This window comes from Thermoanaerobacter siderophilus SR4 (assembly GCF_000262445.1).
Taxonomy (GTDB): domain Bacteria; phylum Bacillota; class Thermoanaerobacteria; order Thermoanaerobacterales; family Thermoanaerobacteraceae; genus Thermoanaerobacter; species Thermoanaerobacter ethanolicus.
Genome location: NZ_CM001486.1, coordinates 945431 through 968530 on the forward strand (window position 1 = coordinate 945431; position 23100 = coordinate 968530).

General features: G+C 35.6%; 33 protein-coding genes, 3 tRNA genes and 1 pseudogene. 4 read left to right on the plus strand and 33 right to left on the minus strand.

Annotated features, from left to right (window positions below):
• Window positions 1-5: 5 nt before the first annotated feature.
• The 23 genes and pseudogenes from THESIDRAFT1_RS04550 to THESIDRAFT1_RS04665 all read right to left on the minus strand — a co-directional run bounded on the left by THESIDRAFT1_RS04550 (window position 6) and on the right by THESIDRAFT1_RS04665 (window position 16981).
• Entirely contained in the window at window positions 6-1838 is a 1833-nt protein-coding gene (locus THESIDRAFT1_RS04550) for a VirD4-like conjugal transfer protein, CD1115 family (RefSeq protein WP_006569667.1), read from the minus strand.
• Window positions 1828-3020, minus strand: a pseudogene (gene mobP3, locus THESIDRAFT1_RS04555) (MobP3 family relaxase). Before mobP3 ends, THESIDRAFT1_RS04550 begins: the two are co-directional and overlap by 11 nt.
• A complete protein-coding gene (locus tag THESIDRAFT1_RS04560; RefSeq protein WP_244262755.1) occupies window positions 3017-3286 on the minus strand; it encodes a hypothetical protein in 270 nt (89 codons plus the stop codon). The pseudogene mobP3 and the gene THESIDRAFT1_RS04560 overlap by 4 nt, the downstream one beginning before the upstream one ends.
• A gap of 179 nt (window positions 3287-3465) precedes the next feature.
• Window positions 3466-4314 carry a radical SAM protein gene (locus THESIDRAFT1_RS04565; protein WP_006569670.1) on the minus strand — a complete coding sequence of 283 codons (849 nt, stop codon included), beginning with the start codon at window positions 4312-4314 and terminating at the stop codon, window positions 3466-3468.
• Between the two features lie 7 nt (window positions 4315-4321).
• Complete coding sequence (gene tcmP, locus THESIDRAFT1_RS04570; RefSeq protein WP_006569671.1) at window positions 4322-5419, minus strand: three-Cys-motif partner protein TcmP; 1098 nt, start codon at window positions 5417-5419, stop codon at window positions 4322-4324.
• A 363-nt stretch (window positions 5420-5782) separates the two neighbouring features.
• Window positions 5783-6007 (minus strand): hypothetical protein, encoded by a 225-nt coding sequence (locus tag THESIDRAFT1_RS04575; RefSeq protein WP_006569672.1) that lies wholly within the window; start codon window positions 6005-6007, stop codon window positions 5783-5785.
• 46 nt (window positions 6008-6053) lie between these two features.
• Entirely contained in the window at window positions 6054-6383 is a 330-nt protein-coding gene (locus tag THESIDRAFT1_RS04580; RefSeq protein ID WP_006569673.1) for a hypothetical protein, read from the minus strand.
• A 23-nt stretch (window positions 6384-6406) separates the two neighbouring features.
• Window positions 6407-6688, minus strand: a complete 282-nt coding sequence (locus THESIDRAFT1_RS04585) for a hypothetical protein (RefSeq protein ID WP_006569674.1) — start codon at window positions 6686-6688, stop codon at window positions 6407-6409.
• Window positions 6689-6989: 301 nt separating this feature from the next.
• Entirely contained in the window at window positions 6990-7259 is a 270-nt protein-coding gene (locus tag THESIDRAFT1_RS04590) for a hypothetical protein (protein WP_006569675.1), read from the minus strand.
• The gene (locus THESIDRAFT1_RS04595; protein WP_006569676.1) at window positions 7256-7444 is read right to left on the minus strand and encodes a hypothetical protein; all 189 of its coding nucleotides are present in this window, start codon (window positions 7442-7444) and stop codon (window positions 7256-7258) included. The genes THESIDRAFT1_RS04590 and THESIDRAFT1_RS04595 overlap by 4 nt, the downstream gene beginning before the upstream one ends.
• Window positions 7396-8478, minus strand: coding sequence for a ParM/StbA family protein (locus THESIDRAFT1_RS04600; RefSeq protein ID WP_006569677.1), 1083 nt, complete (start codon window positions 8476-8478; stop codon window positions 7396-7398). Before THESIDRAFT1_RS04600 ends, THESIDRAFT1_RS04595 begins: the two co-directional genes overlap by 49 nt.
• Window positions 8459-9145, minus strand: a complete 687-nt coding sequence (locus THESIDRAFT1_RS04605) for an HD-GYP domain-containing protein (RefSeq protein ID WP_006569678.1) — start codon at window positions 9143-9145, stop codon at window positions 8459-8461. Before THESIDRAFT1_RS04605 ends, THESIDRAFT1_RS04600 begins: the two co-directional genes overlap by 20 nt.
• A complete protein-coding gene (locus tag THESIDRAFT1_RS04610) occupies window positions 9121-9558 on the minus strand; it encodes a prepilin peptidase (protein ID WP_244262794.1) in 438 nt (145 codons plus the stop codon). Before THESIDRAFT1_RS04610 ends, THESIDRAFT1_RS04605 begins: the two co-directional genes overlap by 25 nt.
• A gap of 31 nt (window positions 9559-9589) precedes the next feature.
• Window positions 9590-10297, minus strand: coding sequence for a HEPN domain-containing protein (locus THESIDRAFT1_RS13845; RefSeq protein WP_006569680.1), 708 nt, complete (start codon window positions 10295-10297; stop codon window positions 9590-9592).
• 222 nt (window positions 10298-10519) lie between these two features.
• On the minus strand, window positions 10520-11152 hold the full coding sequence (gene cpaB / locus THESIDRAFT1_RS04625) for a Flp pilus assembly protein CpaB (protein ID WP_006569681.1): 633 nt from the start codon (window positions 11150-11152) through the stop codon (window positions 10520-10522).
• A gap of 3 nt (window positions 11153-11155) precedes the next feature.
• Complete coding sequence (locus tag THESIDRAFT1_RS04630) at window positions 11156-11662, minus strand: hypothetical protein (protein WP_244262756.1); 507 nt, start codon at window positions 11660-11662, stop codon at window positions 11156-11158.
• Window positions 11652-12077, minus strand: a complete 426-nt coding sequence (locus THESIDRAFT1_RS04635; protein ID WP_006569683.1) for a hypothetical protein — start codon at window positions 12075-12077, stop codon at window positions 11652-11654. The genes THESIDRAFT1_RS04630 and THESIDRAFT1_RS04635 overlap by 11 nt, the downstream gene beginning before the upstream one ends.
• A 55-nt stretch (window positions 12078-12132) precedes the next feature.
• On the minus strand, window positions 12133-12330 hold the full coding sequence (locus tag THESIDRAFT1_RS04640; protein WP_006569684.1) for an archaellin/type IV pilin N-terminal domain-containing protein: 198 nt from the start codon (window positions 12328-12330) through the stop codon (window positions 12133-12135).
• Window positions 12331-12343: 13 nt separating this feature from the next.
• Window positions 12344-13123, minus strand: a complete 780-nt coding sequence (locus THESIDRAFT1_RS04645; RefSeq protein WP_006569685.1) for a type II secretion system F family protein — start codon at window positions 13121-13123, stop codon at window positions 12344-12346.
• A 54-nt stretch (window positions 13124-13177) separates the two neighbouring features.
• Window positions 13178-14071: a type II secretion system F family protein gene (locus THESIDRAFT1_RS04650; protein WP_006569686.1), complete on the minus strand. Its 894-nt coding sequence runs from the start codon at window positions 14069-14071 to the stop codon at window positions 13178-13180.
• A complete protein-coding gene (locus THESIDRAFT1_RS04655; protein ID WP_006569687.1) occupies window positions 14068-15213 on the minus strand; it encodes a TadA family conjugal transfer-associated ATPase in 1146 nt (381 codons plus the stop codon). Before THESIDRAFT1_RS04655 ends, THESIDRAFT1_RS04650 begins: the two co-directional genes overlap by 4 nt.
• Entirely contained in the window at window positions 15200-15928 is a 729-nt protein-coding gene (locus tag THESIDRAFT1_RS04660) for a CpaE/TadZ family protein (protein ID WP_006569688.1), read from the minus strand. The genes THESIDRAFT1_RS04655 and THESIDRAFT1_RS04660 overlap by 14 nt, the downstream gene beginning before the upstream one ends.
• A gap of 42 nt (window positions 15929-15970) precedes the next feature.
• Window positions 15971-16981 (minus strand): helix-turn-helix domain-containing protein, encoded by a 1011-nt coding sequence (locus THESIDRAFT1_RS04665; protein WP_006569689.1) that lies wholly within the window; start codon window positions 16979-16981, stop codon window positions 15971-15973.
• Between the two features lie 162 nt (window positions 16982-17143).
• Between THESIDRAFT1_RS04665 and THESIDRAFT1_RS04670 the strand changes: the two genes are divergently transcribed.
• Window positions 17144-17860 (plus strand): hypothetical protein, encoded by a 717-nt coding sequence (locus THESIDRAFT1_RS04670; RefSeq protein WP_006569690.1) that lies wholly within the window; start codon window positions 17144-17146, stop codon window positions 17858-17860.
• On the opposite strand, the gene THESIDRAFT1_RS04675 is transcribed toward THESIDRAFT1_RS04670, so the two are convergent.
• The 7 genes from THESIDRAFT1_RS04675 to THESIDRAFT1_RS04695 form a co-directional block, all read right to left on the minus strand.
• Window positions 17838-18173: a hypothetical protein gene (locus THESIDRAFT1_RS04675; RefSeq protein ID WP_006569691.1), complete on the minus strand. Its 336-nt coding sequence runs from the start codon at window positions 18171-18173 to the stop codon at window positions 17838-17840. The genes THESIDRAFT1_RS04670 and THESIDRAFT1_RS04675 overlap by 23 nt on opposite strands.
• A gap of 45 nt (window positions 18174-18218) precedes the next feature.
• Entirely contained in the window at window positions 18219-18350 is a 132-nt protein-coding gene (locus tag THESIDRAFT1_RS14550; protein ID WP_006569692.1) for a hypothetical protein, read from the minus strand.
• 35 nt (window positions 18351-18385) lie between these two features.
• The gene (locus tag THESIDRAFT1_RS04680; protein ID WP_006569693.1) at window positions 18386-18820 is read right to left on the minus strand and encodes a hypothetical protein; all 435 of its coding nucleotides are present in this window, start codon (window positions 18818-18820) and stop codon (window positions 18386-18388) included.
• 177 nt (window positions 18821-18997) lie between these two features.
• Window positions 18998-19450, minus strand: a complete 453-nt coding sequence (locus THESIDRAFT1_RS04685) for a hypothetical protein (RefSeq protein WP_006569694.1) — start codon at window positions 19448-19450, stop codon at window positions 18998-19000.
• Between the two features lie 67 nt (window positions 19451-19517).
• Window positions 19518-19649: a hypothetical protein gene (locus THESIDRAFT1_RS14555; RefSeq protein ID WP_279625036.1), complete on the minus strand. Its 132-nt coding sequence runs from the start codon at window positions 19647-19649 to the stop codon at window positions 19518-19520.
• Window positions 19636-19833, minus strand: a complete 198-nt coding sequence (locus THESIDRAFT1_RS04690) for a hypothetical protein (RefSeq protein ID WP_006569696.1) — start codon at window positions 19831-19833, stop codon at window positions 19636-19638. The genes THESIDRAFT1_RS14555 and THESIDRAFT1_RS04690 overlap by 14 nt, the downstream gene beginning before the upstream one ends.
• Before the next feature lie 93 nt (window positions 19834-19926).
• Window positions 19927-20199: an XRE family transcriptional regulator gene (locus tag THESIDRAFT1_RS04695; protein WP_244262757.1), complete on the minus strand. Its 273-nt coding sequence runs from the start codon at window positions 20197-20199 to the stop codon at window positions 19927-19929.
• A 127-nt stretch (window positions 20200-20326) separates the two neighbouring features.
• Here THESIDRAFT1_RS04695 and THESIDRAFT1_RS04700 point away from each other — a divergent pair, with 127 nt between their 5' ends.
• The 3 genes from THESIDRAFT1_RS04700 (at window position 20327) to THESIDRAFT1_RS12920 (ending at window position 22864) form a co-directional block, all read left to right on the plus strand.
• Complete coding sequence (locus THESIDRAFT1_RS04700) at window positions 20327-20815, plus strand: helix-turn-helix domain-containing protein (protein ID WP_006569698.1); 489 nt, start codon at window positions 20327-20329, stop codon at window positions 20813-20815.
• A gap of 6 nt (window positions 20816-20821) precedes the next feature.
• Complete coding sequence (locus THESIDRAFT1_RS04705) at window positions 20822-21250, plus strand: ImmA/IrrE family metallo-endopeptidase (protein WP_006569699.1); 429 nt, start codon at window positions 20822-20824, stop codon at window positions 21248-21250.
• Window positions 21251-21343: 93 nt separating this feature from the next.
• Window positions 21344-22864: a recombinase family protein gene (locus THESIDRAFT1_RS12920; RefSeq protein ID WP_006569700.1), complete on the plus strand. Its 1521-nt coding sequence runs from the start codon at window positions 21344-21346 to the stop codon at window positions 22862-22864.
• Here THESIDRAFT1_RS12920 and THESIDRAFT1_RS04710 read toward each other — a convergent pair.
• From THESIDRAFT1_RS04710 to THESIDRAFT1_RS04720, 3 genes are all read right to left on the minus strand, one after another.
• Window positions 22821-22897, minus strand: a tRNA-Met gene (locus THESIDRAFT1_RS04710). The genes THESIDRAFT1_RS12920 and THESIDRAFT1_RS04710 overlap by 44 nt on opposite strands.
• 7 nt (window positions 22898-22904) lie before the next feature.
• A tRNA-Met gene (locus THESIDRAFT1_RS04715) sits at window positions 22905-22981 on the minus strand.
• A 4-nt stretch (window positions 22982-22985) separates the two neighbouring features.
• Window positions 22986-23075, minus strand: a tRNA-Leu gene (locus THESIDRAFT1_RS04720).
• Window positions 23076-23100: the final 25 nt, after the last annotated feature.

Here is a 23100-nt window from a genome sequence, read left to right on the forward strand (position 1 = left end):
CCTCCTCATCTTAATTTTGATAATAAATTCTCATTAGTTCTCTCTACATCTTTTTCTTTTATACCTTCACTCTCAACATCAGGTATCCATACAGGAGCATGCACCACCTCCCTTGCAGTTTCTTCTAAAGCAGCAGGAATTAAATCTTCTACTGCAGGCCATTTAGAAAGGTCAGGTAAAGGAAGCCATGCGGGATTCTGCCTTGCCTGAAGTATTAAAGCTCTTCCTTCTGGCCATTTTAAAACTTCATCAGGTAGTAAAAGAGGCCTTCCTGTAAGGCCTTCCGTTGTGCCGTGGCTGTAATCTGTATGTTTAACTTGTGAAGAATAACTTTCAGTCCTTATTGTGTACTGTCCTGTTTTTCCACTTATTATCCTTGCTGTTTCTAAATCTGTTGTTAGTATATATACCCATGTTGCACAGTTTCCTGTGATTGTTTGAGCTAATTCTCTGTATTTCGCTTTAATCTGTGATATATCCTGAACAGCCAGCAAAAACCTCATTCCACGTCCTGCTGCTACAGTAATTTTTTTATCAAAGTCAGGCATTGGAGAAAGGTTCCCAAATTCGTCTAGAATAAAGTTAACTCTTTGAGGAAGTCTTCCTCCATTTTTATTTGCAAGGTCAACTAAAGCTTGATAAGCTTGCGAGATATAAAGTGTTGCTAATACGTTTCGTGTGCTTCTTTCATCGGGGATAACTATGAATACTGCTGCTTTTTCTTTCCCTACAGCATCTAAATCGTGGTCCCGCTTAGATGTAAGGTAAATAACTGCAGGGTCGCTCCAGAGCCTCAGCTGTGCTGCTGTTCCTGTGAATATTGAACTTCTTAGGCGGTCTTCTGATAAAGCAGTAACTCCATAAGCTGATGCTGCAGGGTGTGTATGAGGCAATGACTTAAAATACTTATCTAATAACTCCCCTCCATTTGCGCCTAAGCGGTGAAGTATCTCATAAGCACTGCCTAAATGCCTTGCTTCCTTTGGCGCAGAAGAAGCAACGGCAAGTATTAAAGCAGCAGTAAGACTTTCTTGTGACTGAGGCCATATAGGATCTACCCCTATATGTGGCTGTTGATTTGTTATTATATTTGCTATGTCCCATGCATTTTGACTTGCAGCAGAATAATCACCGGCTTCAAGTTTAGAAGCCACTTCTAAAACTGGATTCCACTGATTGCCTCTGTATGGATTTCTTAAATCTATTAGTATGACCTTATACCCAAGCTTTTTCAAATACTCTGATGAATATCCATATAACTCCCCCTTCGGGTCAGATACAATCATGCTTTCCCCTGCTTTTGCTAAAGTCCATATTGTAGGGAGTATTATTCTTCTCGACTTACCGCTTCTTGTTGAGCCTATAACTAAACAGTGAGTATCTCCTGTATCGAGCCATGTTTTTCCTGTAGCAGGATTAAAGCCTACAACAAAGCCCCCTTTCGGGGGGTTGTTGTTGTTCAAATTCCACACTGTAAAAGTTTTTGATACTTCTTTTTCTGTTCTCCACCTTGCAGTTCCATATTCTCCTCTTCCTGCAGCTTCAGGAAGCCCTAACTCATCAGTTTTTCTTTTTCTCCTTCCATACATAGGAATAAACACTGAAACCAAAGCTGCAAAAACAGCAGGCTGTAACCAGAGCCATGGGGTCTTTACATCTTCTCTTTTGAGCAGTAAAGATATTCCTGATAAAGGTCTCTCTTTTATATATGCCTCCCATTTAAGAAGGCCTTCTTTTAGACCGTAATCTTTAGCGTAAATCGGCAAAAGCAGTAGAAAAGGTGCAAATAAAAAATCAAGCATGAGAATTAGGACAGCTATTATAACTCTAAATCTCACGGCTTTCACCTCTTTCTGTTACTCTTCTTTTTCTCTCCATTTCTCTTTGAGCTGCAATGCTGGCCTCTGCTTCTGCTCTTAATCTTTCTCTTTCTAAAGCTCTCCATGCTGAGCGCCATACTGAGTTTGTGAGCCTTGCTGTATCTACCGTTTTTTCTTCCTGCAGTGCTGCTGCACCTTTTAATATAATCTGAGCTACTCTTTTCTGTATGTCTTCATATGCCTTTTCTGCTACCTTTTCTAAAGCTTCAGGATTTGATGTGTAGTGGCTGGCCAGCTCTTTAGCAAGGTCCTTATATCTTTCAACAGATTGAGAAAAGCCGGGCTGCTTTAAAAGCCAGTCGGCAACTTCTTTTGCTTTTTCTTTTACTTCTTCAGGCATATATGCAAGAGCAATGCGTCCTTTTTGGGGCATAATTTTTGACAGCTCTTTGAGCTTTTCTAAAAGCTCCTCTCTTACATGAGGTTCAAGTGTAGGAGAAAGTCCAGCTTTGCCTCCGTTTAATGCTCTTATTTCTATTCTTGCATTTTCTACTTTCTTTAAGATATTTACAATATCACTTCTTGCAGTATCTCTTATCAGGTCTCTTACTGCTGTTTTTCTGCTGTAAGTGCAAGCCTTTCTTTTGCGTATATTTCACGTACAAACACTTTTCTTATGTCTTTTCTTTCTCCATGCGAGAGTACCCCTCTTAGTCGCCTTGGCTCTTTCTCAAATAAAATTACATGTACATGAGGATGTCCCTGCGCTTGATGAAAAGCAGCTGCCCACTTTAAATTTGACTCTGGAATGCCCATTTTTGCTGCAGCTTCAGGCATGGCAGCTCTTAAGACTTTTTCCCATGACTCTCTTGTTGTGTAGCCCAATCTTACGGCGTCATCTTCTTTCAAAGATAAAACCATTCTCCAGACAATACCTTTGTGATTTTTAAGCTCCCTCTGAACTTCTTTCAGGTCAGGTATTTCTTCCTCCTCAGTGAAAAGGCCGTGACTTCCCGGTCTTTCATCCATGTATTTAGCATGACCGGCAGGAGTATCAGGTTCAATCTCATCCCCTATATCAATTTCTCCTCTATCTGCGCCCGGTCTTGTAGCAATGTACTGCACATGAGCACTGTTTCTTGCTTGATTTTTACTTGTGGGTGAATAAAAAGCTATCTTCATTACAAAAGGGGAACTCATTCTTCATCATCTCTTTCTTTTAAGTAGGCAGCGGCTTTTTTCCTTGCTTCCTGATAGAGCTCTACAGCATCATTTTTGCCCATGTCAGCAATAGTTTGAACATTCAAGTACATTGCAGTAGCAGCAGCAACGGCCGTTTTAGCTGATAGCTTTGCTAATCTATCTTCTGCAGGTTTTAATACGTCTCGCATGGCTTTACGGACTGCTTCGGTAACTTTATCAATTCCGTCATTTGCAGCTTCAGTAGTAATTGATTCTGTAAGCATTCTTCTTGCAACAGCTGAAATGGGCTCGCTTCTTCTAGAAGCTAAATTAACTAAAGCGTCATAAATATCTTCTGGTAGCCAGACATATATTTTTTTCAGAATTATCCCTCCCTCAAAATTTTGTAAAAAAATGAAACGGGAGGCAATCCCGTTTCATAGAAAACCTTAATAATTAAGTTTCACTTTACAGCTATTTCTTTATTAGTGAAAAACAATTCTCGTGTATCTTTTTTATACCCTTCAAGTACATAAGGAGCATCTTCTGTAATAGTACCCTCTTTTATATGATACTCTATATTGTGTTGTTCACAGAATTTTATTACTACATCACTGCAGTAATTATAAAACTCTTTATACCACAAATATTCACTAACTTTTTTATTGTAGTTAAGTCTGCCAAATACGATTTTATCAACAAACGATATTTCATTTAAAATATCTCTTAAGTCTTGATTAACAATATTTGGAGTTGGATAAGGCTCAATACTCACCCAAGTTTTGAGCCCTGCATTGTGAAGTTTTTTTAAACTTTCTATTCTATCTCTATAATTTGAGGAATATGGCTCATAAATCCTTTTAAAATTTTCATCCAACGAAACTAAGGTAATTCCGTATTCATTACCAGTATCATAATTTGTTTTGTCTAGTAACTCGTCAGGATATAAACCCTTAGTCAATGTGGTCACCTTTATTCCATTTTTATTTAATTTTTTTATTATCTCTAAAGATAATTTAACAACTTCCGGATACCCCATCATAAACGGATCCGTCATAAAACTTAGGTGCACAAAGTGAATCTTATCTTTTAATTTTGGTATCTCTTTATCCAAAAGTTCTAAGGCATTAGAAACTATCTTAGGTTTAATCCATTCTTCATAAGACTTTACTCTTCCAAATCGTTTGGATAGCATAAACGCATAGCAAGGAAAATTGCAGCCATGAGAACATCCAATAACATGATTTATTGTATAATCTCCATATTCAACCCCAGATTTATAGAGTAAACTTTTCCTAATAATCTTATCCATTTTATTTTCACTCCTTAAAAACAATAATATCATTTTCTTCAATACTTTTTCTTTCTCGCTTTTTTGAAGTATGTGGAGGTATTCGAATTATTTGAATTTTTCCTTCCTCTTCCAATTTATATAATGTTTTTCGCACAAAAGAACTAATGTATCCTTCTTTAATTCCTTCTATAGATATCTGCAAGAAACTAACTCGTTGCCCTTTATATTTTTGAAGTAAGAATTCACTTATTTCCTGTATTCTATATTCCATATTTTCTAGAAGTGAAATTTGCCCCTGTTTAGGCCCTTTATGTTCTAAATTTCCATCATTATGACTTGCAAAAGATGCACTCATTACATCAATTCCTTTTGGATGATTACATCCATGAATTAAATAATAGTATGTTCTATCTTTATCACGGAATCGAATCTTATATTCCTTAACATAGGAAAAGATTTTTTCTAGCTGTCTTACAAATAAACCAACAGCTTCTTTCTCACGTTCATACCCTTTTAAATCTTTAATCTTTTCCCACTCATCTGTCCCGTATAAATTATTTATCGTTTGTTTTACTTTCTCAACAGAGATTCCTCTATTCAAGCCGTTGTACATAAAGTTTACTAATATCTCTGACCTTTTATCATTCTTTGTCATTTCAAAAAACTTATAATCTAAGGAATATCCAAAAGGATCTATTAGATAAAAAGTAGGAGTAGATGGATATTTTTGTAGAACTTTTTCTGTGCCTTCTTTGTAGTTATCATTGATTAATTCTATAGGTATTTTTATATTTTTAAATTCAATTATTTTTTGAAGATTATCTAAATTCTCTTTATCTGTATCTACAACAAAAATCCTAATCTTACGATTTAATTTTTCTGTATTTTCTTGTGCTATGAATGCTGCTAAAATAGGAGATCCAAAATAGATATCTTGATTTTCATCAACGTATGCTCCGCATCCTCCAAAACAATCAATATAATTAATATCGTAATATTTCCCAACTATTTTTACATAGTTGTCAAAATATTCAGCAAAGACCCTATGTTTAACTTTAGTGTGGTCTTTAATTTCCCAAAAATAAAATGGATATCCCTCAATATATTTCTTTTCGTTTGCCATAAGCCTACTCCTTATCCACTTTTAGTTACATATTTAAATTCGACATCTTCTTTTAATTTCCTCCTTCCTTTTGAAACTTCTAAGTAAAAATATTTCTCTGTCTAATACTTATCTTCTAATACGCACCTTAAAAAATGTAGAATTTAAGATATTTGATGCTTAACAAAGGTGTTTATACGCACCCTTAAATTTTAAAAAGCTCCTTGAAAAGCACCTCTTATAAATTTAGTTCCGTCGGGCACTGCCCGACGTGTGTGCAGCGCAAAGCGCACCTTCTCTTATCCTGCATTATAAAAAACAAGCACAATAGCTCAGCAGGTTTTGAAAAATAGAAAAGCACCCTTGCATAATGCAAAGGTGATTTTAGGTAGGCTCTTGCTCGATATGATGTTTCATTTTTGAAATTTCATATATGACTCCTATGCGGAAATCTAGCGAATTATCTTCTAATTTTTGGCTCTTTAAATCCTCTCTAATCACATCAAGCATAAAATCCAATATCAGAATCTTATCCTCTTTTGTCTTCTCATTTTTTAAGACCTGATGAGCAAATTCAAGGACATATTTAAACTCATAAGCTTGGTCCACTCTGTCTAGAAAGCCCTTCTTTTTTACTTTCTTTTTGAAAAAATTTTTAAGCAGAATTTTGAGCTACCTCCTTTTCTAGAAGCTTAAGGACATTGTAATAAATTCTGCCTTGAAGAAAAGGTTCATAGTGCATTAGTGAGATTAGTTCGTTACATGCCCTCATGTATTTTCTCTCGTCGAGAGCTTTTTTTATTTTAACAAGGTACGGAACATATGAAAAGTGAGCTATATTTTTCTCATACTTTTTAGAAGGCCTTAACTTTTTCAGCTCTTTATAAAAATCCTGCAAAGCCTTTCTTGCTTCTAAATTTTTCTCTTCTCCTTCGTCATTCCACCAGCTGTCATAAGGTTTCAAAATAGAATAAAGCTTTTCCATCTTTACACCTCCAGTAAGTTTACCTAAAGGGAGAGAATGTCCTGCAGGCTCTCAAGAAGAATTTTCTCATCATCGGAAGTTTCAATAACTGGTTCATGTTCTGGGGACTGCAGCGGTGTTTGTGTTTGTATCCCTGACTGCTCCAGCTTTTCTAATATGGCTTCAATTTTTGCTATTTTAACTCCAAAGTCTCTGTAGAAGCGCAGAGCATTCTTTATGTATTGACTTTTGTCTTCCTTTAATGATTCAAGAAGCTCCTCAATGTCCTTATCTTCTTTATTTGTGCGGAAGCTGTAGACTTTCAATTTACTTCACTCCCATTTATGTTTACATCTTCAAAAGCAGTTAGAAGAGTAGGGGAGAGGAGGTAAACTGCAAAATTGTATTACAACTCCGATTTTTAACTGCTTAAAGATGTAATACAAAATTAAAAATAAAGCTTTGTAAAAGCAGTTATTTCAAGGATTTAGTTGTGTAAACATATGCTCAATCAAAGGCGTAATACAAAGTATAAAAATAAAGCCTTTTAGGTTAGATAGTATAAGGCTTAGAAGGTGTAAACACTATTTTAAAGTGGTTGTAATACAAATTCAGAAAAAACAATCTCTAAACGTCCATTTCTTCTGGGTTTAACTCTGTAAACACATCTTCATCTGCAGCGCTCCCTCTGGCAAAATTTACTTCCTCCACTATGCTTTCCTTAGGAAGTTTTTGCTTAAGTAAGCTTAGGGAAATCTCTTTTTCAGGCTCCAGTGTTATAATATAGTTTTTATCCTTCTGCTCTATAAGCATGTGGCCGGTAAGTTTTAATTCCTCCCACATTTCATAAACTTTTTTCTTCATCCCTTTCTTTTTAGAAAGAGTTATTTTTATCATACCCTCGCTCCTCCTTGGTTTTCATCCTTTATGGGAATAACCTTCACATCTTTATTTTCGCACACCCGTATGATGTACTTTATCTCTCTTCTAGTAAGATACTTCTTCTCTTCAGTGTAATAATCCACCATCTGCTTCATGAGTTCCCATACACTTTTGTAGTCCAACTCCTTTTTTTCAGCCATACCCTACCCCCCCTCTCTTGGTTTTTCTCCTCTAGTTCTGCCACTTTGAGAAACCCTTTAGCATTGGCAAGCTGTGGATCTTTAACCATGACGGTATTTTCGTATATGTCTGTTAAAAACTCCTGCAGATCTTTTGCGCCTCCTCCTGCAAGAAAAACAGTGTTAAAAAAGTCCAACTTACTTCCCCATACTGCTTTAAGCCTGTCCTTTATTACCCTTGCAGTCTCAGCTTTAATACTTCTCAACTCCTCTCCAAAATCCAGCTGCCTGCCTTTAAAGAATATTCTGCCGTCGGTTGTGAGTCTCATGAGTTCCGGTACATCAAGCTTGCTGCCGGTCTTCTGCGTAAAAAGCTTATCAGCAGCATTGTAAACAGCTGATATGCCGGCATCAATAGTACCTGATAGGTCTTCTCTTAAGATTAGGCGGTCTTCCACTAAGAAGACTATAAAGTCACTAGTTCGAAAACCTATATCCACTAGTCCTAAGTAACTGCCTTTTATTAAGTACTTATGAATGTCCTCCATGACTGCATAATACACTGCTCCGGCTGCCTGAGGAAAAATAGTGATTTTATCAAATTTAATCCCTTTTACTTTTTCATCTCCTTTAAAATAGGCCAGCACTTTATAATCCTTAAGCATCTTCAAAAACTCATCTCTTTTGTGGATGTACTGCTCCAGCGGCAAACCGGTTACCAAGTGGACTGGCTTTCCGTCTTCCGGGAAAAGGAGAAGGCCGGAAGCAGCTATTAGTGCCCTGGTATTTGGGTGATTTATTTTGTCCTCATCAAAAGCATAAGAAACATTTCTGCTCTCCCTCCTTGCCAGCTCTCCTACAAAGCATTCATATTTTTCGCCGTTTGTAATTACAAGGTGCATGTTATCAATTCTTCTTTCAAAGTTGCTTTCAAAAAGACTTTTAAGATTCCTTTCATACGCATTCCCTACCAACGAGGGAAAAACAACCACCCTCCCGTCTTCATTCACACCCTTCACATAGCCGTATCCCAAGTCAAGCCCAATTTTGAACATTTATCATCTCCTCCTTATCTAAGATTTCAATCAGTACTTTAGCTGTATAACTGTCAAACTGAGTTCCTGCTCCTTTTTTAAGCTCCTCAAGTGCTTCCTTAATAGTTTTAGGATTTTTATAGTGCCTTCCGCTTATCATTACCTCAAAAGCATCACACACAGAAAGAACTTTAGCTAAATAAGGTATCTCATCTCCTTTTAGCCCGTAAGGATAGCCTAAACCGTCTACTCTTTCATGATGACTTTCAACAACAGCTGTTATATCTTCAGAAAAACCTCTTTCTCTAAGCCATTCAGCACCCTTTGAAGGGTGAAGCTGTATTATTTTCTTTTCAAATGGTGAAAGAGGAACGCTTTTAGAAAGAATTTTAAAAGGTATGAACAGTTTTCCTACATCATGCAGCAGTGCAGCTTGTATGAGAATTTCTTTCTCGCTTTCAGTAAGAGAAAAAGCTTCTGACGTTTTTCTGCACAGTTCAGCAGTTTTTACTTGATGATCCAAAACATACTTTTGATAAAACTTTGCATTTTCTTCTCTAATAACCACAGCGATGTTCCTGTTGTTTATGCACTTCCTGCATATGCTGCATCTTCTATCACAGTAGCCACCTGCTAGTTCTAATTTGTAATATCCATCATCATCTAATACAAGAAGTGCAAATTCCACGAAAACACCTCCAAGAATAAATAAAAAAGGTATGAAGCAAAAATATAAGGAACAAGAGGAACAGAATATTTTAGCCCTTTACCTTTGATTAACCCGTAAATTAAAGAAGCTATAAGAAGTGTAAACATTGGAAATGCCAGTAAAGAAAAATCTTTTCCCATAAAAAAAGCTAAGGCAGTCAAAAGCTTTATATCTCCTCCGCCAATACCTCCTTCAGTTATAAGTGACGGTATGAGGAGAAGTATAAAAACTAGCACTGCCATTAAAATGCTTTCTTTAAAATCTCTACAAGTAAATAAGGAATAAATAAAAAGGGCAAGCACCGCAAAGTCCGGAACTTCCCTCTTTTTTAAATCTGTATGGCTCATGTATGAAAGAATCAATAAAACAGGTATATGTTTTATCTCATTCACCTCCAAATATAAGAAAAAGCCCCGCATATTTTTATGCAGGACCAAAAATTGCATTTTTGCAGTAAGAAAAAATTTCGTTAGCAAAAGCCATTGCTTTTTCAGCTGTTTTAACATCTGGCATTCCCAAAGCCATCGTACCTGGCAAAGCAGTAGGATATCTTGTTGGAATGTAAAACTGGTTTAATATCCTTACCTTAGGCAAAAGGTCTTCAAAAGATTTATTATATTTAGCAGATAGATTTACAAGATCCACTAAATTGTGGGTCCTAGGCGGATTATGCTTTTGACTTACCAAAAATGCCTTTATAGCCTTTTCTGTAGCTTGATGTGCAAAGAAGCAGACCATGTTGTATTTACCGGCTTTAAACATAATTTCAGCCGAATCGAGGTCATCCATAGAAAACTTAAGCCACTGATTTACCTCTTTCATAAACAACCTTCCCTTTTTTAATATCTCTTCAGTATAAAATAGGCTTCCTTTCATTTCTTCTATTTCCTTCGGAGTATATACTATAATGTCAGTTCCGACAACCGGCTTCACAATTTCAACAACTTCCTCTAATCGTTCATAAAAAGGCTTATCAGTATCTTTTATGACTATCAGATCAATGTCACTCCAATCCTTCACTTCGTTTCTTGCCAGCGAGCCAAACAATATTATTTTTTCGGCCTGATATTCTTCAGCAAGGATTTTTGTAATCCTTTCAAGTTCATAATTCAACTGCTCTATTCTACTCATAGAAACACCTCAACTTGTAATTTTATCCTTCTTTCCATCTATTATACCATAACTGCTTTGCTTTTAGTATTGCTACTCATCAAACCAATAGTCTACTTTATCCTTCATAAAGTTGTAAAAAGCCAGCATACTATGCTCTTCTTTATCTCTAACAAGAACACCTCCTGGCATTTTGAGCACAGCGAAAATGAAAAATCCGTACTTCATACAAAACTTTATTTTTCAATAACCTATCAGGAACAAACTGCCCTTGGCTTCGTACTCCTTTACAGCAACTGCCTGTTCAGGTGTAACAATTAAAGTTACTGCTGCGGGAATCAAAGATTCCTTATCATACTGATTGTTCTTATCAGCTTTTTTAATATCTTCTCCGGATTTATTTACGACATCATATATTTGAACTTTTTCAGCTATTACTTTAGCAGCTTCTTTTCCCTCATCTTTGGGAACCCATCCCACATCAACCACATCGCCCGGCCTGATTTTACCACTCAGCGATGAGGTGAGATTTACATTTATTGTTACCCTTCTCATACCTTCTTCTAAAACAGGCACTTTTTCTTGAGAAACTAAACTCTTAAGTATATATGAGCCGGCAGGAATATCTACTTTTGCATATCCAGCAGGTTTTTCACTTACCAAATACATATCTTTCACATAAGCCGACTGGGGTATAACCTTTATTCCCAGCTTAGAATCTATTTTTTCACCTGCTTTAATGTCAGAAGCAGCAGCAACCACCTCAATTTTTTTATCGCTTTCGGTCATCTTTTTAAAATACTGATACTGCAAAAATGAAAGTCCTGCCGCAAGAACTAAGCTTAGTGCAATCAAAATCATTTTTCTCCTTAACATCTATCATTCCTCCTGTAAATTATAGAAATTATCAACATCACGGTGTATAACAATGTCAACATATTTTCCAAACAAACCTGTTAAAGCTGGTCTTTTAGCTTTAAAGCTTACAACAACATGAATAGACGTGTTTTTTATAAACGTTCCTCTAGTGCAGAATGTCGGGTAGCTGCCGGGGTTGTAAACTATAAACTCGTCAACATGCACCGGCCCTGCTGCAACACTTCCCGGCAGCGGATTCATATTCTCATCAAGCTTCATGTTCTTCTTAAGATACTCATAAAAAGTATCCCTTGCAGCATTGGGGTCAAGAACATATTCTCCATATGCTATATCAACTGGATTTGTGCTTTTTAGTGCTGCTAGGGCTGCTGCAACAACAGCATCATCAGCGCTATTTTTAATGGTATATAAGAATCTACTTTCTATCAAAAACATGCTGAATATCATAAAAGGAATTAGAAAGAGCAGTGCAATAAATATAGAACTTATGCCCTTTTTATCTTTCATACTTCTTGCTGACAGACGAAATAGGCCCATAAACCATCTGAGTACTCTCATCAACTCTTTTTATACCTCCAAGCGTAATAGTGTACCTCCTCATTACAGTATCCATAGCTATCCTTATTTTCACTTCCTCCCCATAAGGAACAGGGTAGGGGGTATAATCTATATGCACCTTACTAAGGTCTATGCCTTTTGACTGAAGAAAAGCCTCAAGATTGTAAAGCCCATCAGAAGTTAATCCTCCCTCAATCTCCATCCTTAAAACTGCCTGTCTTGCTGCCTGACGCAGCGTATCGTACCTCACCAAATCTGTCAGCATATTAACTGTGTTGGCAATTGGGAGTATAAGAAAAGGAAGCACAAGCACAAAAGCAATTATTTCAGCACTTCCCTTTTTCCAAAATCTTTTATTTTTCATAGTTCAGCAGAGAGATTAAAACAATCTCCCTGCCTTCACCTCCTTACTGCCCATCTTACTGCCCATTTAATACCTGCTGCATTTGGGTATTAAGATTTGAAATCCCGCTGCTTGTGGTCTGTCCAAGATTTCTAATAGGCGTTGCTGCAACGAGGATTACGAATAAAATTACCAAAGCCACAGCAACAATTTCACTAAATCCTTTGGAATTTCCTAAAGTCTTTTTAATTGACTCTTTAATTTTTCTGAACATCAGATCTACCTCCTTAAAAAATTAATCTTAATCCACCTTGAATGTTTGTAAAGTATGAGTAAATATAAAGCGTCACAATAGAAGCCATTAAAAAGAAAACAGCTGCAAGGACTTTGTACTCCATAGATTTATCCTGACGTGCTATTTTGGATGCTGCAGTGTTAAAAAGCGAAGTAGAAAGAGTAGATAAAATTTCTAAAGTTCTTCCTGTCCTTTCTCCCTGCAGCAGTGCCATAGCCAAAACATTAGCTTCAGGCAAATTCACCTCATTTCCAAACCTTTTTAAAGCCACCTCCTTTTCTCTGGTCATGATGTACTCTGCAGCAAGTTTAGTTAGTGCATTTCTCACCTCCTTTGCTTGGGCTGATTGAGCCGTAATTAAAAATATATCCTCAAGCGGCACATCGGCCGCTGCTCCCAGCTCAAATAAATCTACTATTTCAGGCATTTCTCTTCTGAACTTTTCCTGCCTGTCTTTTTTTACAGATGAAATGTATATGTCAAGTCCAAAAAATCCAAGAATAATTAGTAAAGCAGCCTGAATTCCGCTCATTCCTGTCAAATAAGCGTAAGCAATTGAAAATAAAAAAAGCCCTGCACGAGCAAGGATATATGTCTCAGCAGTAAGGCCTAAGGGATTCCCTGCCGCTTTAAGCTTATCGTTTATCTTTTGCAATACATCTTTTTTTACTGTTTTACCCACAATTTTTGAAATCTCATCAACAGGTCTTATGTGGTAAATTCTTTTTTTAAGCGAGTAAATTTCATACTCTTTTATTAAGCTGTATATCAAAAAAGCTAGTACTGGTGTAAGAAAGACACTATAGATAATCTCAATCCCTCCTTTTTACGCAGAAGAATTAATGTTTTTAATCATGTAAAGCCCAAATACAATTGATACAGCATTTGAAATGGCTATAGCCTGTCCTGTTATGGTGTTTTTCACAATATACACAATGTCCGGGTCAGTAGAAATATTCATCATCAGGAGAAGATTTATTATTATCATCACAAGTATAACCATACTTCCTACAGAAGCATTTGCTGCTTTAATAGACTCAAGAGAGAAAAGTTTTTCACCTTGCTCCCTGAGCTTCATAAGCGCTTTATTAAAATTCCCCCCATATTTTGCATTCATTTTGGCAAAATTTATAAACTTCCTGAACTCTCTATTTCCTGCTTCAACAGCCATATTTTCAAGACATTCATCAACACTCATTTGAGTCTTTTCATACAAAAACACGTTTCTCTTGATGATTGACCTCAAAGGTTCAGAAATATAAGGTGTTGTTGATTTTAAGGCATTGATAATATTTCCTTCAATGTTGTAAAAGCCCATAAATGTTGTCAAAAAAGACAAATACGCTTCTTTAATTTTCTTGGCATTTACAGACGACATAAGCATCATAGCAGCATAAGGGACATACACAACAGCAGAAGCATAAAACAAAGCTGCAAAACCTAGCCTGCGAAAAAGATAAATCCCTATCGCAAAAAGCACTGCACTGACAATCATCATATTTTTTGCATCAAGAAAAGGTAATTTACTTTTAACACCTGACCTTGCTAAAATCACATCTATGCTTCTTAAAAGTTTAGACCCTTTTTCTGATAAAACTCCTGACTTTTTAAACTGCCATTTGGATAAGCGCTTTTTAAATTTTAAACGCTCAATGCCTAATGCCACAGCATATATAACTACAGCCAGCAGAGCAGACTCTATAAAAGCCAAATAAATCACTTAACACCTCCTCCCCTCAAATCCAGTATTTCTTTAACTTTGTAGTCCTCCATAAAAACAATCAAGTCAAGTGAAGCAAAGAGCATTTCTCTTAAATCATCCACCGGCACATCAGTACCTGAGCGCTTCATGAGGAGAATGAGTCTGTTTACGACTTCTCCTGCAGAATTTGCATGGACTGTTGCCATGCTCCCTCGGTGTCCAGTGTAGACTGCATTGAAAAAGTCCATCGCTTCTCTGTCCTTTATTTCACCTATAAAAATCCTGTCCATACTCATAAGAAGACCTATCTTTGTGAGTTCAAACAAAGTATAATCTTTTACTTCAGGATTGTCAGAAATCCTTACAAGCTTGCAGACAATATCAGGGTGTCTTGGCTTAATTTCAAACGTCTCCTGAATCAAAAGTCCTCTTTCTTCATGCGGGACTATGTCAATTAAAGCACCTAAAAGAGTCGTTTTTCCACTTCCACCCTTACCTGCTATGACAATAGTTTTCCTGTCCAGTACAGCCTTTTTAAAAAATTCTTTCTGCTCATCAGAAAGCATCCCTTTTACAACAAGCTCATCTAACGTAAAGCTTGTGGTAGGCTTTCTGATTGAAATAGAAGGTGAGAGGACATTAATTGGCTTAAGCGATATGACAATTCTTAGGTTTCTTTTTCTATCAGTGAGCACAGCTTCAGCATTGGAGTTCTCATCCAGTTTTCCTCCGCACATTGCAGCTATTCTGTAGCAGTATCTTGTCAGCTTTTCTTCACTTCCAAAGTCCACAGGGACACGAAATTTTCTGCCGAACTTTTTGATATAGACAATATTAAAGGAATTCACGAGTATATCTGACACTTCCGGATCTTCAATGTAAGGCTGCAGGGGGCCGTACCCAAAAAGTACATCAAACACCTTTTGTATAAATTCCTCAACACTGCCTTTGTACAGCTTTTTATCAATCACCAGCTCTCTTATTTTGTTTTCTAGCAGTGCCCGTGACTGTGTTCCACTTTCTACCCCTGCAACAAGCTCAGGATACTCCTCAACGATTTTAGTAACAATCTCATCAACAGCTGTATTTACAGTAGAGTCTATCTCTTTTCTGCTGTGATAATCAATTTCTTCTGGCACAAAAGGATTAATTAACGCCAAAGCTTTTCGCCTCCTCAGCTTTTTTGATGTCAATTACTTTCTCTAAATCTTTTTTAAGCAAAGACTCTGCTATTCTGCTTATATCCCTAAGTATATTTTTCTGGCCGTATCTTACACTGAAGGCTTTAATTTCAACGATTTTTTCAGCAGTAGAAGCATCTACTTCTTCCTTGCTGACAGCATTTAATAACACCTTAAACCTCTCTTTTCCAACACTCCATCTATTTGAGACAAAATCAATCATTTGTGCTGTATCTTCAATGCTCCAGATAGTAGGTGCTGCAACAGCAAAAATTACGTTGCTGTTTTTCAGTGCAGCGTAGGTAGAAGAGAAAAATATCCCTGCACTTGTATCAATAACAACATGCTCAAATTCATTTTTCAGTACTTCAAGCACGGCAGAGAAGTGCTTTTCTTCAAACTTTGTAAAATCATTCATTCCAAAACCGGACAGAATCCATATACCCTGTTTTTTCTGTAAATGCTCATTAACTGCTTCTGCTATACTACTTCCATTCTCCACTGCCTCGTATATATTCGATTTGTCACGAAGTTCAATCCCAAAATACTTGTGAACGTGCGGTATAACCTCCTTAAAATCAGCCACAACTATGTCTTTTTTGTACTTTTTTAAAGCTAAAGCAAATGCAGCAGCTAATGTTGTTTTTCCGGTACTTCCTCTTGCACTCCAGAAAGATATTATCTTGCTGTTCAATACTATCACCTCCAACTTTGTACTATATTGCGTCTCTCCTTCTCATGAAGAGTCATCAAATAAAGTCTCTTCATCCATTTCCAAAAGCTCTTTATTTGAGAAAAACTCCTTTCTGCTGTGTTCAAGAAGCCTTCTCTCAAGTTCTTCTACGTCGTAAGTCCTCTGGGTATAGCTGTTGAAGTAGTTTCTAGGAGGAGTGAATTCTTTCTTCAATTTTTGTTCCTGCTCAAAAGGCTGTGTGTCCCAGTTTTCTCTGAGGGCAGAAATGATAAAACCCTCTGGATTATCAATTTTCCCTCGTAGCATTGCTTTCTCTAAATAAGCTACAGCGTTCATTACTTTTTCAGCGGGATATTCTTCTAGAAGAGCGGCAAAAAAGGAGACTTTATCTCTCCCTGTAATTTTTTTGTACTGTTCATTTATTTCAACAACAACCCCAGCCGAAGGCTGGGAATTTGTTCCGCCGTTAGGCGGGTTGTTGTTTATATATTCTTCTGTTTCATATTCTTCTGTTTCTTTATTATTCTGTTTGTAGGGGTGTTGTTTTTTCACCCTCCAGGGTGAAATTTTTTCACCCCCGAGGGTGAAAATTTTTCCCCCTCCCTGTGCAAAATTTTCACCCTCCCTTTCTTTATAATCTTCTTCACCAGTTTCTAATATGTCTTCTTCAAACGGATTTGTCTCTGGTTCTTCTTTTGAAGAGAGAATTTTTATAATTCTTTCGAAAAGGCCTGTAAAGTCGTAATAATTTGTCGTTTGCCTTCCCTGTTCATCTGTCCTGTTTATAATGCGAAGATAGCCTTTTTCTATAAGAGAATTTTTGTAATTGTGTAAAGTACGCACAGAAACTCCTGTATAGTCGGCCATCTTCTTAAGAGAAGGTTTAGGCAGTTCTGTCGTCCATTTAAACCGAAGTATCTGAGCTATAAACCAGCATTCTCCTACTGACAATCCTAGTTCTTTTTGAAAAGAAAAAACAGCATCTGGGATGCTGGCAATTCCACTTCTGACAATAACCTCACCAAATCTAGCAGTAAAATTGGAGGAAAGCATAACATTAACCTCCTTATGACTGAAAAATTCCTGATAGGTTCCCGAAGGGGTTCTATCAGGAATTTTTCAGGGTAGTGTTTTATTAAATGAAATACATGTTCTCAATTTTTTAGTATATTTCTCGATAATATAGTTGTAAAACTAAATAGGAGTGTAGAAAACATGAAATTTGATCTTAGTATAATATTAGGTATTATTAGTATTCTTCTAACTATTCTTTTTGGGATAATTCCTTTATTCCAAAAACAACCATGGTTTATAAACATTATTTCAGACAATGCTTATGTTTATCAGACACGTATCAATATATACTCCTCGCAAAACATATACAATAAAGAAAGTAGTTACGATTCAGATTATCTTTACATAATAGTTGCCATTATTGTTTCTTTTATTATCGTAGTTATATATTTTAGATTTAAAGACATTGTTGCAGCCGTGCTTTCAATATTTAATTTTGTGGGTCTTCTTATTAGTTTTTATATTTTGTTTAAAAAAACACCCCAAAATTACATACGTTTAAGGTTAATAAATATATTAGGATGGTTGCCTCTTATTTTTTATTCCATATTTTTAAATTATCCATTATTCCAGCCAATAGATTTTTTACAAATTCAAAACAACATTATAAATTTACACGGAACAGAACTTAGTTTGTATATATGGAAAATCTTTACGAAACGTGCTGACATATCTGGGTTAATAATCTTACAATTTATAGGACTTATATCCTACCCGATTTTCTATTATGTAAACCTTAAATATTTAAAACTAGAAAAATTAGTAAGAGAATATAAAAAATATATTTGCTACTTAATCTTATACTTTGCTTCAGTAAATATCTTGTTTAGCGGGCTTATATTGAGATTTTGGTATTAATAAAAATTACTCCTTTTATATATAAAGCACCAATAAAACACCACACAAGCCACAAAAGAACGATTAAATATGCTAAAATACCTGCAGCTATCATTATAACATACAACAAAGATTTTATATTATTTCTTTTCTGAATTGCTTTTATCTTCTTTACCATAATCTTTAAATCATGAAATATCGAAAGTACTGTAACAAAATTAAGTAAACTAACAAAAATAAAATTTACATACACATTCTTTAGTGTAGCTAACGGAAAAACAATAATTAGCATCGGTAAGATAATAAAAAATATTTTCTGTATTCCCTTTATCACAATGAATACCTCCTATATTTCATTTTGCTCACATTCATTACCTAATTACCTGCTTCCATACTTTTTTGAGTTGAGTAAAATAACAAAGCTTATTACTAGTCCCAAAACTATCCCAAAGAAAATACCGGCTGCTAGGCCGGCAGTATAAAGAGTATTCAAGTTTTCATCTCCTTTCATAAAAATCCTCAATAAAATAGAAAAAACCGGGCTTATTAAACACCCAGTTTTTTGCTCAGCTCTTTTATGCGGTTATCGTGATATACTGTCTTAACTGTTAGATTATTTACATCCAGCTGAAGCATGTCAATTTTTCCACTTATCTCATCAAGTTTTTCATGCAAAAGCTGTCTGTCATCGAATAATGCCCTTACTTTATCGCTAATTTCGGTATCCATCTTAGTACCTAACTTCTTTACATCGTCTTTCACTTCGCTTACTTCACTTTTTAATCCGTGGATTTCTTCTTCTACCACTTTTAGTCTTTCTTCTACAATGCCAATTCTCTTTTCTACTACAATCATTCTCTCTTCTATGGTACCTATTCGTCCTTCTACAGCACCTATTCTTTCTTCTACCACATCAAATCTGACGTTAAAGTCATTATAAATTTTCTCTAAAAGCCCTAGAATTTTATCTTCATTATTCATAAATAATTCCTCCACCTGCTTTACATGGTTATAAATCTGTTACGCCTAATCTTAGATACATTTCAACCATTAAAGTTTTGGTTATATTTCTGCTAACAGTTTTTACACACACTTTGCCCGTTTTTTATGCTCTTGTTTCCATTCTATGATATTTTTAAAAACAATTCAAGTCCTATTTTAGGCTCTAAACTGCTTTAACACATTTTTATGCACATAGACCGACCTAGGCAGGTCCGCAGGCCTTTTTCCGGCACTTTCGTTGAAGACAAGCCTTTCCTTTTCTTTGTTATAATCATAGTGAAGAATACATAATTTTATAAGAGCGTCATCGCTAAGTTTTCCTTTCCTTGAGAGGGCTGCTGCAGCTTGCGCCTGCTCTCTTTTCATTGCTTCATAATCTTCATCATTAGCTCTTTCAGCCATTCTTTTCTGCTTTATGTATTCTGCTGTTTTCTGGGCATGCTTAATTTTATTTTCTTGTTTTCTGCGCTCTTTTTCCTGATGATATTCTGGAAATTGTTTTAGTATCTTTGATATTGCTTGTTTTGTTACATTTTGCTCTTTTGCAATTTCAACAATGTTTTTCTTTTCAATAAAATATAAGTAGTATATTTTACTTTTATCAACCATTTTTTCACCTCTAATTGTTTTAAGTTGACTTTTTGCTAACAATTTTTGAGCATACTACGGCTATATATTAGGTTTTTATCATCAATTTCCAACCTTCCTCGGCTTTTTCTATTCTAATTTGTACTACCTTCATAAGTCCCTCTGCTACTTTGAGGAGTAAGTCTTTATTTTTCATGGGCTTAAATTCAATCCACATCATCTTTCCCCTGCCTTTGCTCCTCAAGATATTTTTTAATTCTTGGATACAGGAATTGAGCAAGAGGTCTATAAAATTCATCTTCATTTACTTCTTCATAGCCAACTATTTCTTCGCTTACAGGAGTAAAATCATCTGCCATAAGTTTTTCTCTTGTTATCACAGTTCTTACAATTGCAACTTTCATGAGAATCACTTCCTTATCAGTTTTTGTTTCTGATGTATGTAAAACTGGAAGAAATAAGGGTATAATAGAGGTATGAAATTGGCTTTATTGCCTTTATTCTTTTTCATTAACTGCAGTTAATACATCTGGCAAAAGAATTAGTTTATCATAATCAATGCTATTATTCTTGCAGTAAACAATAAGCTTACCGAGAAATTTTGCACCAGCATTACTATTACTTTCTAATATTCTATAAAGTTGTGCTGGACTTACATTAAGAGCTTTTGCCATTTTGTTATAATTTCCGTTAAATTTTTTGATTAATAACTCTTTTAGAGCTACTTTATTGACATTCATTTTTTCATCTCCTGTGTTTACTGTAGTCAATGTTGTTTACAGTTAATACTATACCATATTTATTACATACAGTCAATACTTTTTTATAAAAATTCTTTTACATTATTGATTGCAGTCAATACTTAGTATAAAATCTTAAACAAGAGGTGCATAAAGAATGGGTAATTTTGATAAGAAAAAGTTTGCTGAGTTACTAGCATTAGCAAAAGGTAATAGATCTATAAACCAATATGCTTTACAATGTGGTGTTAGTTCAGCACATATTTCCAGGTTGTTAAGAGGATTAGTTGATACTCCTCCAAACCCTGAAACAATAAAAAAATTTGCCAGTAAAGCACAGAATGGCGTTACATATGAAGAACTAATGGAAGCTGCTGGCCATATTAATTCATCTTCTCAAGCCATTAAGCAAGACCAGCCCCATGAATGGCAGCCGAAGCTTACAGAGAAAGATAAAAAAGACATTGCTAAAACTCTAAAAGAGTGGATGAAAGACCTCACAAGCTCGGAGGGACTGGCTTTCTTTAATGGTGAGCCGATTGATGAGGAAACTAAGGAATACTTGAAAGATTCTTTTGAAATGATTTTAAAACATGCCAGGTTAATGAATAAGAAAAAATATACTCCTAAGAAGTATAGAAGGTGATATAGATTGGTTAAATATTCTCAGGAAGAAATAAAGCAGCTGGCAGAAAAACTCATTAAAAAAACTGATTCTGCCAGCCCCTTTGAAATAGCTAAATATTTAAATATTAACATTGTAGAATGTGAATTGGGTAATATTCTTGGTTACTATAAATATCATAAACGTAACAAGTACATAATAATTAACAAAAATCTTGATGAGGCTATGAAGCTGATTGTATGCTCGCATGAGCTCGGGCATGCAGTTTTACATACTCGTGTTAATACTCCATACCTAACTAAATTCACACTGTTTTCAGAGAGTCGAATTGAAAGAGACGCTAATGTATTTGCTATGTATGTTTTACAGCAACTAGGTAAATGGAATTACTATGTATTTGTTAATATTTTGAAATTGCCTGAAGTATTAATAAAAAATTCTAGTTGTGTAATCTAAACAAAAAGCTGGTTAAAAAGAAAACTGGCTTTATTGTTGAAGAAAATTAGAATACTTCACAAAAGCGGAATAAGTTTCGGGAGGGGATTTCTCATGGCTGAAGCAGAAGTAAGAGCTGTTGCATACGCAAGATACTCCAGTGACAACCAAAGAGAAGAAAGCATTGAAGCTCAATTAAGAGCTATAAAAGAGTACTGCGAAAAGAATAATATCCAGCTAGTAAAGATATACACTGATGAAGCAAAAAGCGCAACAACTGATGACAGACCAGCATTCCTGCAGATGATAAAGGACAGCTCATTGGGTCTTTTTAATGCCGTTATTGTTCATAAATTGGACAGGTTTGCCCGCAACAGATATGACAGCGCTTTTTACAGAAGGCAGTTAAAAAAGAACGGAGTAAAGCTTATTTCAGTACTTGAACAGTTAGACGATTCACCTGAAAGCATTATCTTGGAAAGTGTTTTAGAAGGAATGGCCGAGTACTATTCTAAAAACCTTGCAAGGGAGGTAATGAAAGGATTGAAAGAAAATGCTTTTCAGGCCAAATTTAACGGAGGTATACCACCTTTAGGATATGATATTGTAAATGGAGAATATGTAATAAATGAGAAAGAGGCTGAAGCAGTAAGGCTGATTTTTGAATTGTATGCACAGGGGTATGGATATAGATACATAATTGATGAATTAAATTTAAGAGGCTACAAAACTAAAAAAGGTAATTCTTTCAGCAAAAACAGCATTCACGAAATTTTGAAAAATGAGAAATATATTGGTAAATACATATTCAACAAAGGCACAAAGAAAAATCACAGAATAGTAAAAGAAGACGTTATCGTTATAGAAAATGCTATCCCTGCAATAATAGATAAAGACCTGTTCGAACAAGTACAAAAGAAAATGGAAGAAAGAAAAATAACAAGAGGAGCTAATTCTGCAAAAAGAGTATATCTTTTGTCAGGCCTTGTCTACTGTGGATTATGCGGTTCTAAAATGGTAGGATGCTTAAGTAGAGGAAAATATGTAACTTATAGATGTAGCAGAAAAGATAGAACTAAGCAGTGCACAAATAGAGACATAAATAAAGAAAAATTAGAAACTTTTGTTATAGAAGAACTAAACAGAAGAATATTTGACCCAAAAGTAGCACCAGTGTTAGCTAAACTTTTAAATGAAGAAAATCAGAAGTTAAATAAAGAAAGAGTAGAAGAAATTACTCTTTTAAAAAAGCGCTATAAGGAGATTGAAGAGCAGATGAAAAACATAGTAGAAGCCATCGCTCAAGGCATGTTCCAGCCAATAATGAAAGAAAAAATGAATGAGCTAGAAACATTAAGAAATGAAATTATCTATAGACTTAATGAATTAGAAAATAAAAAAGAAACAAGTTTTATTACACCAGAAATGATTTTAAAAATCTTTGAAAAAGATAGAGAAAAAATTAACTCATCAAAAAATCCTCAGGAAATTAAAGAAGTCCTCAAGAACTACATAAAAAAAATAATCGTCACTCCAGATGAAATAAAATGTGAACTCTATTTCTGGATAGGTGACGATTTCCGTTCTTTGATGGTAGCGGCGAGTGGATTTGAACCACCGACACTGCGGGTATGAACCGCATGCTCTGGCCAACTGAGCTACGCCGCCATATTTTTGGTTGCGGGGGTAGGATTTGAACCTACGACCTCCGGGTTATGAGCCCGACGAGCTACCGGACTGCTCCACCCCGCGCCATTGGTGCCGGAGACCGGACTCGAACCGGTACGGGCTTTTAGGGCCCGCAGGATTTTAAGTCCTGTGCGTCTGCCAGTTCCGCCACTCCGGCTTCATCTCCTTGAGACAGTATTTAT

Coding starts and splice junctions, on each gene's coding strand:
- THESIDRAFT1_RS04560 (WP_244262755.1), bottom strand. CDS start 3,286: ATGCTTACAGAATCAATTACTACTGAAGCTGCAAATGACGGAATTGAT.
- THESIDRAFT1_RS04565 (WP_006569670.1), bottom strand. CDS start 4,314: ATGGATAAGATTATTAGGAAAAGTTTACTCTATAAATCTGGGGTTGAA.
- tcmP (WP_006569671.1), bottom strand. CDS start 5,419: ATGGCAAACGAAAAGAAATATATTGAGGGATATCCATTTTATTTTTGG.
- THESIDRAFT1_RS04580 (WP_006569673.1), bottom strand. CDS start 6,383: ATGGAAAAGCTTTATTCTATTTTGAAACCTTATGACAGCTGGTGGAAT.
- THESIDRAFT1_RS04590 (WP_006569675.1), bottom strand. CDS start 7,259: ATGATAAAAATAACTCTTTCTAAAAAGAAAGGGATGAAGAAAAAAGTT.
- THESIDRAFT1_RS04595 (WP_006569676.1), bottom strand. CDS start 7,444: ATGGCTGAAAAAAAGGAGTTGGACTACAAAAGTGTATGGGAACTCATG.
- THESIDRAFT1_RS04600 (WP_006569677.1), bottom strand. CDS start 8,478: ATGTTCAAAATTGGGCTTGACTTGGGATACGGCTATGTGAAGGGTGTG.
- THESIDRAFT1_RS13845 (WP_006569680.1), bottom strand. CDS start 10,297: ATGAGTAGAATAGAGCAGTTGAATTATGAACTTGAAAGGATTACAAAA.
- cpaB (WP_006569681.1), bottom strand. CDS start 11,152: ATGTTAAGGAGAAAAATGATTTTGATTGCACTAAGCTTAGTTCTTGCG.
- THESIDRAFT1_RS04630 (WP_244262756.1), bottom strand. CDS start 11,662: ATGAAAGATAAAAAGGGCATAAGTTCTATATTTATTGCACTGCTCTTT.
- THESIDRAFT1_RS04635 (WP_006569683.1), bottom strand. CDS start 12,077: ATGAAAAATAAAAGATTTTGGAAAAAGGGAAGTGCTGAAATAATTGCT.
- THESIDRAFT1_RS04640 (WP_006569684.1), bottom strand. CDS start 12,330: ATGTTCAGAAAAATTAAAGAGTCAATTAAAAAGACTTTAGGAAATTCC.
- THESIDRAFT1_RS04665 (WP_006569689.1), bottom strand. CDS start 16,981: ATGCTTTCCTCCAATTTTACTGCTAGATTTGGTGAGGTTATTGTCAGA.
- THESIDRAFT1_RS04670 (WP_006569690.1), top strand. CDS start 17,144: ATGAAATTTGATCTTAGTATAATATTAGGTATTATTAGTATTCTTCTA.
- THESIDRAFT1_RS14550 (WP_006569692.1), bottom strand. CDS start 18,350: ATGAAAGGAGATGAAAACTTGAATACTCTTTATACTGCCGGCCTAGCA.
- THESIDRAFT1_RS04680 (WP_006569693.1), bottom strand. CDS start 18,820: ATGAATAATGAAGATAAAATTCTAGGGCTTTTAGAGAAAATTTATAAT.
- THESIDRAFT1_RS04685 (WP_006569694.1), bottom strand. CDS start 19,450: ATGGTTGATAAAAGTAAAATATACTACTTATATTTTATTGAAAAGAAA.
- THESIDRAFT1_RS14555 (WP_279625036.1), bottom strand. CDS start 19,649: ATGATGTGGATTGAATTTAAGCCCATGAAAAATAAAGACTTACTCCTC.
- THESIDRAFT1_RS04690 (WP_006569696.1), bottom strand. CDS start 19,833: ATGAAAGTTGCAATTGTAAGAACTGTGATAACAAGAGAAAAACTTATG.
- THESIDRAFT1_RS04700 (WP_006569698.1), top strand. CDS start 20,327: ATGGGTAATTTTGATAAGAAAAAGTTTGCTGAGTTACTAGCATTAGCA.
- THESIDRAFT1_RS12920 (WP_006569700.1), top strand. CDS start 21,344: ATGGCTGAAGCAGAAGTAAGAGCTGTTGCATACGCAAGATACTCCAGT.